At 70.1% G+C, this 13,961-nt stretch carries 12 protein-coding genes; 6 read left to right on the top strand and 6 right to left on the bottom strand.

Translation table 11 applies throughout. The annotated features are described in order from the left end of the window. Positions 1-10: 10 nt before the first annotated feature. From AB0I51_RS40185 to AB0I51_RS40160, 6 genes are all read right to left on the bottom strand, one after another. Complete coding sequence (locus AB0I51_RS40185; protein ID WP_362983338.1) at positions 11-925, bottom strand: sugar kinase; 915 nt, start codon at positions 923-925, stop codon at positions 11-13. Beyond that, a complete protein-coding gene (locus tag AB0I51_RS40180) occupies positions 922-1,833 on the bottom strand; it encodes a pseudouridine-5'-phosphate glycosidase (protein ID WP_362983337.1) in 912 nt (303 codons plus the stop codon). Before AB0I51_RS40180 ends, AB0I51_RS40185 begins: the two co-directional genes overlap by 4 nt. Before the next feature lie 139 nt (positions 1,834-1,972). Next, a complete protein-coding gene (fdhA, locus tag AB0I51_RS40175) occupies positions 1,973-3,205 on the bottom strand; it encodes a formaldehyde dehydrogenase, glutathione-independent (protein WP_362983336.1) in 1,233 nt (410 codons plus the stop codon). Positions 3,206-3,275: 70 nt separating this feature from the next. After that, entirely contained in the window at positions 3,276-4,577 is a 1,302-nt protein-coding gene (locus AB0I51_RS40170; protein WP_362983335.1) for an MFS transporter, read from the bottom strand. 90 nt (positions 4,578-4,667) lie between these two features. Further along, on the bottom strand, positions 4,668-5,222 hold the full coding sequence (locus AB0I51_RS40165) for a methylated-DNA--[protein]-cysteine S-methyltransferase (RefSeq protein WP_362983334.1): 555 nt from the start codon (positions 5,220-5,222) through the stop codon (positions 4,668-4,670). A 45-nt stretch (positions 5,223-5,267) separates the two neighbouring features. After that, on the bottom strand, positions 5,268-6,143 hold the full coding sequence (locus AB0I51_RS40160; RefSeq protein WP_362983333.1) for a glycerophosphodiester phosphodiesterase family protein: 876 nt from the start codon (positions 6,141-6,143) through the stop codon (positions 5,268-5,270). Positions 6,144-6,422: 279 nt separating this feature from the next. Here AB0I51_RS40160 and AB0I51_RS40155 point away from each other — a divergent pair, with 279 nt between their 5' ends. The 6 genes from AB0I51_RS40155 (at position 6,423) to AB0I51_RS40130 (ending at position 13,937) form a co-directional block, all read left to right on the top strand. After that, positions 6,423-7,286, top strand: coding sequence for an MHYT domain-containing protein (locus AB0I51_RS40155; protein WP_362983332.1), 864 nt, complete (start codon positions 6,423-6,425; stop codon positions 7,284-7,286). A gap of 40 nt (positions 7,287-7,326) precedes the next feature. Next, positions 7,327-9,468: an excinuclease ABC subunit UvrB gene (gene uvrB / locus AB0I51_RS40150; protein WP_362983331.1), complete on the top strand. Its 2,142-nt coding sequence runs from the start codon at positions 7,327-7,329 to the stop codon at positions 9,466-9,468. Between the two features lie 157 nt (positions 9,469-9,625). After that, positions 9,626-10,204 carry a TerD family protein gene (locus tag AB0I51_RS40145; protein WP_200710494.1) on the top strand — a complete coding sequence of 193 codons (579 nt, stop codon included), beginning with the start codon at positions 9,626-9,628 and terminating at the stop codon, positions 10,202-10,204. A 50-nt stretch (positions 10,205-10,254) separates the two neighbouring features. Beyond that, positions 10,255-12,258, top strand: coding sequence for a TerD family protein (locus AB0I51_RS40140; RefSeq protein WP_362983330.1), 2,004 nt, complete (start codon positions 10,255-10,257; stop codon positions 12,256-12,258). Positions 12,259-12,492: 234 nt separating this feature from the next. Beyond that, positions 12,493-13,494: a TerC family protein gene (locus AB0I51_RS40135; protein ID WP_362983329.1), complete on the top strand. Its 1,002-nt coding sequence runs from the start codon at positions 12,493-12,495 to the stop codon at positions 13,492-13,494. Between the two features lie 128 nt (positions 13,495-13,622). Then, positions 13,623-13,937, top strand: coding sequence for a hypothetical protein (locus AB0I51_RS40130; protein WP_362983328.1), 315 nt, complete (start codon positions 13,623-13,625; stop codon positions 13,935-13,937). Positions 13,938-13,961: the final 24 nt, after the last annotated feature.

Genomic DNA, 13,961 nt, shown 5'->3' with positions numbered 1-13,961 from the left:
GGGTTGCTCGTCACTCCCGCCCAGGCGGTCGCCCTCCCACCCGTTCCACCGCCTGTGCCCCCGCCCGGCACCCCTCCCGCGCCGCTTTCTCGGGATCTGCGCCCGTCAGCAGGGTCGCGAGGAACGCGCCCGTGAACGCGTCGCCGGCGCCCGTGGTGTCCCGGGGCGTGGCGGGCTCGGCCGGTACGTGTGCGTGGACCGTGCCGGAGTGGGCCAACAGGGCTCCCTCGGCGCCCTGTTTGGTGACCACCAGGGGAACATGCCGGCTCAACTTGGCCGCCGCGTCCGCCGGATCGGGCAACCCCGTGAGCAGACACGCCTCGTCCCGGCTGGGCAGCAGCACGTCCACCCCCTCGACGAGCGCCAGGAAGCGATCCACACCGAGTTCCACCAGGAACCCCGCCGACGCCGGATCCAGACTCACCGGCACCCCACGCGCGCGTGCCGACTCCACCGCCGTGGCCACGAACGCCCGGCTCGGCCCGGAGAACAGCAGATAGCCCGACAGATGCAGCTGTACGACGCCGTCCAGCAGCGAGTCCGACCAGTCCTCGGGGCCGAGCCGTAGCGCCGCGCCACTGTCGGTCAGGAACGTCCGCTCGGCCGAGGCCCCCGTGTCGACCAGACAGATCACCGTGCCGGTCGCCGCCTCCGGATCGACGACGAGACGGGGCCGTACCCCGGAGGCGACCAGCTCCCGCTCGTGCCACGCCGCCGCGTCCGCGCCCACGCGGCCGAGCAGCCGTACGTCCGCACAGCCCCAATGGGCCGCCCAGCACGCCACGTTGGCGCCGGCGCCGCCCGGTACGGTCCGGATCACGGCGGCCGTGTCGGTGCCCGGGGCGAGCGGCCCCCGATGCCGGGCCACGATGTCCGTGACCACGTCCCCGACGACCAGGAGCGCGCCGGTCGGCCCGGTCGTCACGCCTCCTCGGCCCAGGCCGCCGCGATCCGCCCCGCCAGCCTTACGTTGCCGCGCACGGCCGCCAGGTTGGCGCTCAGCGAGGCACCGTCAGTGTGCTCCACGAGGTAGCCGAGCAGGAACGGCGTGACCGCCTGCCCGGTGATGCCCTCCGCCTCGCACGCGTGCAGCGCGTCGGCGAGCACGCGCGCGTGCAGCGCGGGATCCAACTGCTCTTCCTCGGGCACCGGGTTGGCGATGATCAGGGTCGACTCCGGGGCATCGAGCGCGTCCTGCGCCCGCATCACGGCCGCCACCTGCTGCGGGGTCTCCAGCGTCCACTCCACCGGGTACCCGGAGTCGGAGAGGTAGAAGCCGGGGAAGCGGTCCGTGCCGTACCCGGCGACCGCCACGCCCAGCGTCTCCAGGCGCTGCAAGGTCGCCGGCACGTCCAGGATCGACTTCACGCCCGCGCACACCACCGTGATCCGGGTGGACGCCAGCAGTCCCAGGTCGGCGGACTCGTCCTGCGTCACCGTCCACTCCCGGTGCACCCCGCCCAGGCCCCCGGTCGCGAACACCCGGACACCCGCCCGCGCCGCCAGCAGTGCCGTCGCCGACACCGTGGTCGCCCCGCTGGCCCCCGCCGTCACCGCGAGCGGCAGATCACGGTGGCCGAGTTTGCGGATCCCGTCCTCGTTGGCGACCCGCTCCAACTGCTCCTTGTCCAGGCCGACATGGGGCCGTCCGTCGAGCACGGCGATCGTCGCGGGGACGGCGCCCTCCTGGCGTACCGCCGCCTCCAACTCCAGCGCCACCTGCAGATTGCGCGGGCGCGGCAGCCCGTGCGCGATGATCGTCGACTCCAGGGCCACCACGGGTCGACGCGCGTCGATCGCCTCGCGTACTTCCTCGGACACCACCAGCACCACGCGCCTCCTGTCGTTCGGTCTTCCCTCATCCCTGGCGGGCTCGGCCCCCGGTCAAACCCTCGCGGGCTGTGGGAGACATCATCACCGTCCGACATGGAAAACGGGGGCCACGCGTGCGTGGCCCCCGCGTTCCCGAGCGTCAGACCGGGCTGATGCCCGTCAGCGTCCCGTGCGGGTCGAGCACGTACTTGCGGCTGGCGCCCTGGTCGAACTCGGCGTAGCCGCGCGGTGCGTCCTCCAGTGCGATCGGGGTGGCGTTGACCGCCTTCGCGATATGCACGCGCCCGTGCAGGATCGCCATCATCAGACTCCGGTGGTACGTCATCACCGGGCACTGACCGGTCGTGAACCGGTGGCTCTTGGCCCAGCCGAGACCGAGCCGCACCTTCAGGGTGCCGCTCTTCGCGTCCTCGTCGACCCCGCCGGGGTCATCGGTGACATACAGCCCGGGGATGCCCAGGGCACCGCCCGCGCGCGTGACGCCCATCAGCGAGTTGAGGACGGTCGCAGGCGCCTCCGGGGCGTTCGGGCCGTGCGCCCGTGCCTCGAAGCCGACCGCGTCGACCGCCGCGTCCACCTCGGGCTCGCCGACGATCTCCGCGATCTGCTCCCCGATGTCGCCGCGCGAGACGTCGACGGTCTCGCAGCCGAAACTCCTTGCCTGGGCCAGGCGTTCGGCGTTGAGGTCGCCGACGATGACGACCGCGGCGCCCAGCAGTTGTGCCGACGCTGCCGCCGCCAGGCCGACCGGACCCGCTCCGGCGACGTACACCGTGGACCCGACCCCGGCGCCCGCGGTGACCGCGCCGTGGAAACCGGTCGGGAAGATGTCCGAGAGCATGGTCAGATCGAGCAGCTTCTCGCGTGCCTCGTCCCGGTCCGGGAACTTCAGCAGGTTGAAGTCCGCGTACGGGACCATGGCGTACTCGGCCTGACCGCCGGCCCAGCCGCCCATGTCGACATAGCCGTAGGCCGCCCCCGGCCGGGCCGGGTTGACGTTCAGGCAGATGCCGGTCTTGCGTTCCTTGCAGTTGCGGCACCGCCCGCAGGCGATGTTGAACGGTACGGAGACGATGTCGCCCACGTCGATGAACTCGACGTCCGGACCCCGTTCGACGACCTCTCCGGTGATCTCGTGTCCGAGGACCAGCCCCTCGGGCGCGGTCGTCCGACCACGCACCATGTGCTGGTCGCTGCCACAGATGTTGCTGGCGAGCACCTTCAGGATCACCCCGTGCCGGACCTTGCGGCCGACGTTGGCGGGGGCGACTCCCGGCCCGTCCTGGAGTTCGAGCGTCGGGTGGTCGATGGTCCTGACTTCCACCGCTCCCGGCTTGAGATACGCGACTGCCCTGTTTCCGCTTCCACTCATGCGTGATCGCCGTCCCTTCGGCTCCGATCCCCCGGATGCCAGTGGCTGTGCGCGCGCATGGCGGAGTCTGCTAACGGCTCGGCCTCCCGGCCACCCTCCGCGGGCCATCGGAAGCCGGAGTTTTCCGGGAGCGGGTGAACAGCGCCAGCGCGGCCAGGGGTATCAGCAGGCAGGCGGCGGCGAGGTTCAGCCAGCCGTAGCTCGCCTCGGCGACCACCAGGCCGGCCACCGCCCCGCCGATGCCCGCCGAGGTGTTCATGGTGAGGTCGGACAGGCCCTGCGCGGCGGCACGCGCGGGCTGCGGTACCGAGTCGGTGAGCAGCGCCGAACCGGAGACGAGCCCCGCCGACCAGCCCAGTCCCAGCACGAACAGCCCCAGCGCGATCCGCCCATGACTCCCGCCCGCCGTACCGGCGAGGAACGCGGCACAGGCCAGCAGCCCCACCGCGAGCCCTATCCCGGACAGCCGCCCCACCCGGTCGGACAGCCTGCCCATCAGCGGCGAGAACGCGTACATCCCCGCGATGTGTCCGCTGATCACCAGCCCGACCAGATCGATACTCGCCCCGTGATGGCCCAGCTCGACCGGAGTCATCGCCATCACCGACACCATCGCCGTGTGCACCACGGCCACCGTCACCAGCGCGAGCCGCGCCCGCGGCGAGGCGGCCACCGCGGCGAACCCCGCCCGCAGCGACCGCGCGGCCGGCGACCGGTCCTCCTCCGGCGCGAGCGCCCGGGCCGTCAGCAACGGGTCGGGCCGCAGCAGTACGGCGACCACGACCGCGGCGACCAGGAAGATTCCGCCCGCCCACAGGAAGGGGCCTGCCGCCTCGGGTATCCCGAGCCCGGCGACGCTACGTCCCGCGGGCGCGGCGATGTTGGGTCCGAGGACCGCCCCTATGGTCGTCGCCCAGACGACACGCGAGATGGCCCGGGCCCGCTGCTCAGGCTCGGCCAGATCTGCGGCTGCGAATCTGGACTGCAGGTTCGCCGACGAGGCCGCCCCGAAGCAGGCCATGCCGCACAACAGCAGCGGAAAGTTCCCGATGCTCGCCGCGAGCACCACGACACCGGCTCCGAGCGCCCCGACCAGATAGCCGAGGACCAGGCCGGGACGTCGGCCGCGCGCCGTCATCAGCGCCGCGAGTGGCATCGACAGCAGCGCGGTGCCCGTGACGGTCGCCGTGGGCGCCAGTCCGGACAGCGACTCGGTCCCGCTGATCTGCTTGGCCAGTACGGCGGCCAGGGCGATCCCGGTGGCGACACCGAGCCCGCCCAGGATCTGGGTCGTGATCAGCACGCCGGAGGTCCGACGTCGCAGGGCGGGTAGCCGTTCGGCCGTGACGGCCCGCTCTTCCAGGGCGGTCACAGCGCGCACCCGGTACCGCTGTGGCCGCACGCGCAGGTGCAACCGGTCTTCCCCAGCACGGTCTCTCCCCCCGTAGGCTCCTGCCCGAGCTCAGAACAACGGCTCGGGCAGCACTCCCTCCAGTGCCAGCAGCTTCCTCTTCGTCTCCAGGCCGCCCCCGAACCCGCCGATTCCGCCGTCGCTCTCGACGACCCGATGGCAGGGCACGACGACCGGCAGCGGATTGGAACCCATCGCCACCCCCACCGCCTGGGCCGCGCGCGGCTGACCGACCCGCCCGGCGAGATCGCCGTAGCCGACGACCGAGCCGTACGGGACGCCGGACGCGAGCTCGCGCAGCACCTGCCGGTTGAAGCCGGAGATCAGGGACCAGTCGAGCGGCAGGTCGAAGTCGCGCCGCGTTCCGGCGAAGTAGGCCTCGAACTGACGTATCGCCTCGGCCAGCAAGGGGGAGTCGGGCGCCTCGACCGGTTCGGTGCCCAGCCGGGACGCCAGCCGGTCGAGTGTCTTCCCGCGTACCGCGTCCGAGGCGTGGAAGACGACGTTGACCAGGCCGTCCTGTGTCGCGGCCAGCAGCAGCGGACCGATGTCGGTGCCGACGACGGTCCACACGACCCGCTGCTCGTTCTGCCCATGGCTGTCCATGCGCCCACCGTACGACCCGGCACTGACAACGCCCCGCGAGCGGTCTCAGAACCCGTTCAGCGCGGACCGCACCACGTCCGGCCTGTTGGTGATGATTCCGTCCACGCCGTACCCGGCGACCTTCCATGCCGTGGGTGCGTCGTCGACGGTCCAGGCGTACACCTCCATCGGAGTGCCGTGCGGGCCCGTCAACCCGTGCACGGCGGAGACGTAGCTCGTGGAGATCGAGCCGTACGACGGATTGATCAGGTCGGTGAAGGCGGCGTACTCGTGCAGGGCGGACACGGAAGGTGTGCCGAGGAAGCCTGTCCTGATGCCGGGACTGAGGTCGTGCACGATCCGGATGCTGTCCGCGCTGAAGCTCTGCACGATCAGCCGGCTGTCGACGTGGGACTGGTCCAGCCACCCTTCGTTGCCCAGGATCTTGAGGGTCTGCTGCTCGATGCCGGGGTACAGTTCCGGGTTCTTGATCTCCAGGAGCAGGCTCTGGTGGTTGTGCTCCACCTCGCGCATGTACTGCGTGAGCGTGGGCACGCGCGTACCGGTGAACGCGGCACCGAACCAGCTGCCCGCGTCGAGGCGGGCGATCTCGGCGGCGGTGAAGTCCTTCACCTTCCAGGGGGCCCGGTCGGGGAACACCTTCGCGACGTCGGTCGTGCGCTTCAGGCTGTCGTCGTGGATGACGACGAGTTCGCCGTCCCTGGTGCGCTGGACGTCGTTCTCCACCCACTGGAAACCGAGCCGGGCCGCCTTGTCGATGGAGGCCAGGGTGTTCTCGGGGGCGTAGGCGGACGCGCCGCGATGGGCGACCACGGTGGGCCACTGGGTGGCGTCGCCGGCACTGGCCCGGGGGGAGGGGAGCAGGAGGGCGGCGGCCCCCAGGAGCGCGGTGGTCGAGGCGGCAACTGCGCGCAGGTGCATGCGTACTCCTCGCGTCGAGCGATCACATAAAGCTCAAGAGTGACAGCGGAACGTCACTACCCGTGGGGTACAGGATGGACACAGAATGAATGGAGTTGCCCAAGTCCGCTCACCGGTGCCGCACAAGTGGGGCAGGGCCGTGTTTCTTTGCCGGAAAATCGTTCGACCATTCCGGTGGGGGTCATACTCTCTGCGTCGACCCTGACCGCTCGTGCGGTCCTGGGGCTGGGCGGGTTTCGGGAATTTGCGGGACGGAACAGGGCGGAAGGGTTACTGCGCATGCAGGGCACGGTCGACGGTTTCAGCTACGGACTCGTCACGCCGCTGGTGGCTTACCTCATGGCCTGCCTCGGCGGTGCGCTCGGCCTGCGCTGCACCACCAGATCGATGCTCGTGACCCAGTCCTGGAGGCCCGGCTGGCTCGCCCTGGGATCGGCGGCGATCGGTTCCGGCATATGGACGATGCACTTCATCGCGATGATGGGTTTCTCGGTCCGCCAGACACCGGTCCACTACGACAAGCCGATGACCTTCGCGAGCCTCGCCGTCGCCATCGTCATGGTGGGCGTCGGGATCTTCATCGTCGGCTACCGGGGAGCCAGGGGGACGGCCCTGTTCACCGGCGGCACCCTCACCGGCCTGGGCATCGCCTCGATGCACTACCTGGGCATGGCCGGCATGCGCCTCAACGGAAAGCTCGAATACAACACCTTCACCGTCACTGCCTCCGTCGTCATAGCGGTTGTCGCCGCGATCAGCGCCCTGTGGGCGGCCGGACAGGTCCGCGGGTTCCTGTGGAGCGTGGGCGCGAGCCTCGTCATGGGACTCGCCGTCACCGGCATGCACTACACGGGCATGGCCGCCCTCACCGTCCACGTCCACGGCACGGCCGCGACCACCGACGGAGTCTCCGCCGCGTCACTGCTGGCGCCCATGATGATCGGCCCCCTCGCCTTCCTCCTCCTGGCCGGTGTCGTCGTGATGTTCGACCCGCTGATGGTCATGGGCAAGCCCGCCCGGTTCCCCGTCGAGCACAAGCCCGGTGTCCCGGCCGGCGCCGTCGTCCCGCACCCCCGGCGCACCCCGGTCCGCACCGACCGCGACCTCGGACACCGCCGCCCCCGCACCCCACAGAACCGCTGATCCGACCCCGTTGTCAGTGGCGGGTCGTACGGTTGGTTCCATGCGGCCCGTTTCCCACATCGAACGCACGGTGGCGCCTTTCGAGGTCGTCAGTTCCTACCAGCCCAGCGGCGACCAGCCGGCGGCCATCGCCGAGCTGGCCCGGCGCGTCGAGGCAGGTGAGAAGGACGTCGTCCTGCTCGGCGCGACCGGCACCGGCAAGTCCGCCACCACCGCGTGGATGATCGAGAAGCTCCAGCGCCCCACCCTCGTGATGGCGCCGAACAAGACCCTGGCCGCCCAGCTGGCCAACGAGTTCCGCGAGCTCCTGCCGAACAACGCGGTCGAGTACTTCGTCTCGTACTACGACTACTACCAGCCCGAGGCCTACGTCCCACAGTCGGACACCTACATCGAGAAGGACTCCTCGGTCAACGAGGAGGTAGAGCGCCTGCGCCACTCCGCGACCAACTCGCTGCTCACCCGCCGCGACGTCATCGTGGTCGCCTCGGTCTCCTGCATCTACGGCCTCGGTACTCCGCAGGAGTACGTGGACCGCATGGTCCCCCTCAAGGTCGGCGACGAGATCGACCGAGACCAGCTGCTGCGCCGCTTCGTGGACATCCAGTACACGCGCAACGACATGGCCTTCACCCGGGGCACCTTCCGCGTCCGCGGCGACACCATCGAGATCTTCCCGGTCTACGAGGAACTGGCCGTCCGCATCGAGATGTTCGGCGACGAGATCGAGGCCCTCTCCACCCTCCACCCGCTCACCGGCGAGATCATCAGCGAGGACGAGCACCTCTACGTCTTCCCGGCCTCCCACTACATCGCGGGCCCCGAGCGCATGGAGCGGGCCGTCAACGACATCGAGAAGGAACTCGCCGAGCGGCTGGCCGAGATGGAGAAGCAGGGCAAGCTCCTGGAGGCCCAGCGCCTGCGGATGCGCACCACGTACGACCTTGAGATGCTCCGCCAGATCGGCTCCTGCTCCGGTGTCGAGAACTACTCGATGCACTTCGACGGCCGCGAGCCCGGCTCCGCGCCGAACACCCTGATCGACTACTTCCCCGAGGACTTCCTCCTCGTCATCGACGAGTCGCACAACACGGTTCCGCAGATCGGCGCGATGTACGAGGGCGACGCCTCCCGCAAGCGCACCCTCGTCGACCACGGCTTCCGGCTGCCCTCGGCCCTGGACAACCGCCCCCTGAAGTGGGAGGAGTTCCAGAAGCGCATCGGACAGACGGTCTACCTGTCGGCGACCCCCGGCAAGTACGAGCTCTCGCGCGCGGACGGCACCGTCGAGCAGATCATCCGCCCCACCGGCCTCATCGACCCCGAGGTCGTCGTCAAGCCCACCGAGGGTCAGATCGACGACCTGGTGCACGAGATCCGCAAGCGCACCGAGAAGGACGAACGCGTTCTGGTCACCACCCTCACCAAGAAGATGGCCGAGGACCTCACCGACTACTTCCTCGAACTCGGCATCCAGGTCCGGTACTTGCACAGCGACGTCGACACCCTGCGCCGCATCGAGCTGCTGCGCGAGCTGCGCTCCGGCGAGTTCGACGTACTGGTCGGCATCAACCTCCTCCGCGAGGGCCTGGACCTGCCCGAGGTGTCCCTGGTCGCCATCCTGGACGCCGACAAAGAGGGCTTCCTGCGCTCCGGCACCTCCCTGATCCAGACCATCGGCCGCGCGGCGCGCAACGTCTCCGGCCAGGTCCACATGTACGCCGACAAGATCACCCCGGCGATGGAGAAGGCCATCGAGGAGACCAACCGCCGCCGGGAGAAGCAGGTCGCGTACAACACGGCGCACGGCATCGACCCCCAGCCGCTCCGCAAGAAGATCAACGACATCGTCGCGCAGATCGCCCGCGAGGACGTCGACACGGAGCAGCTGCTCGGCTCCGGCTACCGCAAGGCGGCCAAGGACGGCAAGGGCGCGAAGGCCCCCGTGCCCGCGCTCGGCGGCAAGGCCGCGAAGGCGTCCAGGTCGGCCAAGGGGAAGGCCAAGGACGGGGTGCCGACCGACCGTCCCGCGGCCGAACTCGCCGAGCAGATCGAGGAGATGACCGCACGCATGCGCGCCGCCGCCGCGGACCTCCAGTTCGAGGTCGCCGCCCGGCTGCGCGACGAGGTGCACGAGATGAAGAAGGAACTGCGCCAGATGAAGGAGGCGGGCATCGCCTGATCCCCTCGGGGGAGTGCCGGACCTCGGGATATGCGCTCTGTGTTGCAAGACCGACACAAAGTCCGATGCGGGGTTCGGCACTGTCAGTGCCGCTGCGTAGGGTTCTGGGCAGCCGCGGATTCCGCGGCAACAGGGGACGTTCGAGAGGGGAACAGCCGTGACCGTCAACATGACCAAGGGTCAGGCCATCAGTCTTGAGAAGAACGACGGGACCGGCCTGACCGCGGTGCGCATGGGTCTCGGTTGGCAGGCGGCTCCCCGGCGCGGCCTGTTCGGCTCGCGCACCCGGGAGATCGACCTCGACGCGTCCGCCGTGCTGTTCGCCGACAAGCAGCCGGTCGACGTGGTGTTCTTCCGCCACTTGGTGAGCGACGACGGCTCCGTGCGCCACACCGGTGACAACCTCGTCGGCGGGGTGGGCCAGGGCGGCGACGACGAGGCCATCCTCGTCGACCTCGCGCGCGTGCCGGTCCACATCGACCAGATCGTCTTCACCGTGAACTCCTTCACGGGCCAGACCTTCCAGGAGGTGCAGAACGCGTTCTGCCGTCTGGTCGACGAGACCAACGGCCAGGAACTGGCCCGGTACACGCTGGCGGGCGGCGGCCAGTACACGGCCCAGATCATGGCGAAGGTGCACCGCTCCGGCTCCGGCTGGACGCTGACGGCCCTCGGCACACCGACCAACGGCCGCACCTTCCAGGACCTGATGCCGGCGATCCTGCCGCACCTCTAGGGCGGCCCGGCGCACACGAGACGACACGGCTGAGCAGGGGGACGAGAGCGATGGCGGCCGAGCTGGTGCGAGGGCAGAACCACCCGCTCTCCCAGATGCGTCTGGAGATCCGGGTCGCGGCCGGCAAGCCGGTCGTGGCCGCCGCCACGCTCGGCGACGAGCGCGGCAGGATCCATGGCGTCGAGTGGGTGGCCCACCCGGGCACCCCCACTCTGCCCGGCCTGGAGGTCTCCAAGCAGGCCGCCGCCGATCACCGTCTCGCGGTGGACCTCGGTGCCATGCCGGAGGCCGTGCACCGCGTCAGCGTGCTGCTCGCGCTGCCCCTCGGCGCCGACCGCCCCACCCGATTCGGGGCGGTCGCCGCACCCTTCGTCGCGGTCACCGGCCTGGACGGCACCGAGGTCGCCAGCTACACGATCACCGGCCTGGACGCCGAATCGGCCCTCGTGGCCCTGGAGTTGTACCGCAGGCAGGGCGCCTGGAAAGTGCGCGCCGTCGGCCAGGGCTACGCGGGCGGCCTGGCCGAACTCCTCACCGACCAGGGCCTGCCCCAGGCCGCCCACCTCGCGGGCAGCATCAACGAAGCGGTGGCCCGGGGCCTGGCCCGCTCGGTGGCTACGCCCCCACCCCGCACCCCGGACGGCGACCGCACCCGCCAGACGGCCACACCGGGCATCGGCCCCGACGGGAGCGGCCCTACGACACCAGGTGGCTCCGGCGCCGTGGCCCCGCAGCCGTCGACCTCTCCGTACGGTGCACAAGGTGCTGTGGCGCCGCCGTCCGGATATCCCGCGGACCCGGCTGCCACCCAGCCCGCCGCCCCCGCCGCCGGTGGCCCGATCGACTACAGCCACCCGCGCCGGCAGGCCGGGGCGCCCCCGTCGCCCGCGCCGACCGCGCCCCCGGCTCCGCCCGGACAGGCCGCCCAGCCGGTCGCCGGTGACGCGACCGGGTGGTCGATGGAGGAGCGGCTCTACAACCAGGTGTGGGGCATGTTCGAGGACCTGGCCCGCACCATGGCCGCGTATCGCAGCGCGGTCGACTTCGCCGACTCGCGCATGGAGAAGGAACTCGACCAGGCGCTGTCCGACCCGCGCAGCCGGATCGGCGGCCAGGGCGACGCGGCCCGTGAGGCGGCCCAGGCCAAGCACGCCCAACTCGTCGACCAGGCGCGAGCGGCCCTCGACCGGGACCTCGCCCAGCTGGCCGCCGAGTCCGACGTGGTCGAACCCGCGCTCCCGCTTGCGTTCGCCGGCTGGGACAATCCGGTCTGGCACGGCTACCGCGTCCCGATGGAGATCCCCATGGCCCTGCGCCTGGGAGCCCTTCATCTCCCGGAGAGCCCCGACCTGCGCATCCCGATGCTGGTCCGGCTCCCCTTGGAGCGCGGTATGTGGATCGACAGCGGTGGCGGGGAGTCCCTGGACGGCTCGTTCGCCGACTCCCACGAGCTGCGGCGCCTCGCGCTCGACACGGCCGTGGCGCACGCGGCCCGGCTGCTGGCCGTCTACCCGGTGGGCGAGTTCGCCGTGCATGTCATCGACCCGGCCGGTTCGGCGGCGCAGGCGCTGGTTCCCCTGGTGCACACGGGCGTGCTCGCGGCGCCGCCCGCCGTGGGGGCCGCCGGGGTCGCGGACGTGCTGGCCCGGCTCACCCAGCGGGTGGATCTGGTGCAGATGGCGGTGCGCGGCGGAGCCGCCGACTCGCTGCCGCCCGGCCTCGACACGGCCGAACAGCTGCTGATCGTCAACGACTTCCCGCACGGCTTCGACGACCGTGCCGTGACCCAGCTGCGCTATCTCGCTGACGAGGGCCCGGCCGTCGGCGTCCATCTGATGATGGTCGCGGACCGCGAGGACGCGGCGGGCTACGGCCCGTTGCTCGACCCGCTCTGGCGTTCGCTGATGCGACTCACCCCGCTGCCCGACGACCATCTCGCCGACCCGTGGGTGGGACATGCCTGGACGTACGAGCCCTCGCTCGTACCGCCCGGCAGCCAGGTGCTCCAGCGGGTGCTGACCGAGGTCGCGACTGCGCGTACCAAGTACAGGTAAAGCGCTCCCACCTGCTGTTTTGCCTTTCTTTTGCCCATACCTTTACCTTTCCTTGGTGATTGGGGTAAGCTCTTCCGTACGGAGGGGAGTACTCCCTATCTGCTGCGGCGTACCCGTCAATACGGATCAGGCCAGATCCCGGGGCGTCGGCCCTGGACGCCCGTCCAAGGTGGAAGAGACCTCCGGTAGCGACGACGCTGACCATTTGCCGTTAATACCGCCGGAGGAGCAGTAGTGGATGTTTCCGTGACCCTGTGGGTCCTGACCGTTGTGGGGCTGGCCGCCCTCATCGCCGTCGACTTCTTCATCGGCCGCAAGCCGCATGACGTGTCGATCAAGGAAGCCGGGATCTGGACGATCGTCTGGATCGTCCTCGCCGGACTCTTCGGACTCGGCCTTCTCACCTTCGGAGGCGGCCAGGCCGGCGGCGAGTTCTTCGCCGGCTTCATCACCGAGAAGTCGCTGAGCGTCGACAACCTCTTCGTCTTCGTCCTGATCATGGCGAAGTTCGCCGTGCCCTCGCAGTACCAGCAGCGGGTGCTGCTGGTCGGCGTCCTCATAGCCCTGGTCCTGCGCGCCATCTTCATCGCGGCGGGCGCGGCCGTCCTCGCCAACTTCGCCTGGGTCTTCTACATCTTCGGCGCCTTCCTCATCTGGACCGCCTGGAAGCTCGTCCAGGAGGCCCGGGCCGACGAGGAGGACGAGGAGTTCGAGGAGAACAAGCTGCTCAAGGCCGCCGAGCGCCGCTTCGGCGTGGCCGACCGGTACCACGGCACCAAGCTGTGGATCCAGGAGAACGGCAAGCGGGTCATGACCCCGATGCTGGTCGTGATGCTCGCCATCGGTACGACGGACGTGCTGTTCGCCCTCGACTCCATCCCCGCGATCTTCGGCCTGACGCAGGACCCGTACATCGTGTTCACGGCCAACGCGTTCGCCCTGATGGGCCTGAGGCAGCTGTACTTCCTCATCGGCGGCCTGCTCAAGAAGCTGGTCCACCTCAGCTACGGCCTGTCGGTCATCCTCGGCTTCATCGGCGTCAAGCTGGTGCTGCACGCGCTGCACGAGTCCGGGGTCCATGTCCCGGAGATCTCCATCCCGGTCTCGCTGGGTGTGATCTGCGGGGTCCTGATCGTCACCACGATCACCAGCCTGATGGCCAACAAGAAGCAGGCGGCGGCCGAGGCGGCGCAGACGGGGACCGAAGGCGCTCCGAAGGACAGCATCGACGCCTGACCACGCCGGACGTAGGAACAACGATCACCGGGAGCACCGCACGATGAATTGCCGACCACCGCTCCCGGTGCTTCGTTGGATACCGAGCGCCCCCGCCCCGGGGGTGGCACGGCCGGGTGGAGGCATCCATGGACGCATCGATGAAGTTCGTGCAGATCGTCGACTTCGAGACCGACCGCTTCGACGAGATGCGAGCGGTGGCGGAGGAGGCGGACAAGCGCTTCGCGGGCCGGGCCGACGGACCGACGCACCGGCTCGTCCTGCGGGACCGGAGCAATCCCGGCCATGTCCTCGTGGTCGTCGAGTTCGACTCGTACGAGGACGCCATGCGCAACAGCCAGGACCCCGAGACCGGCAAGATGGCCGAGCAGATGGCCGCGCTGTGTACCAGGCCGCCGTCCTTCACCGACTGCGACGTACTGGACATGACCGAGTTCAAGTAGCGCGGGGCGGGCCCCATGACGCCG

This window comes from Streptomyces sp. NPDC050549, from assembly GCF_040655035.1.
In the GTDB taxonomy this organism is placed as follows: domain Bacteria; phylum Actinomycetota; class Actinomycetes; order Streptomycetales; family Streptomycetaceae; genus Streptomyces.
Note: the sequence above shows the minus strand (reverse complement) of the source record. Positions and strands in the feature narration are given on the sequence as shown.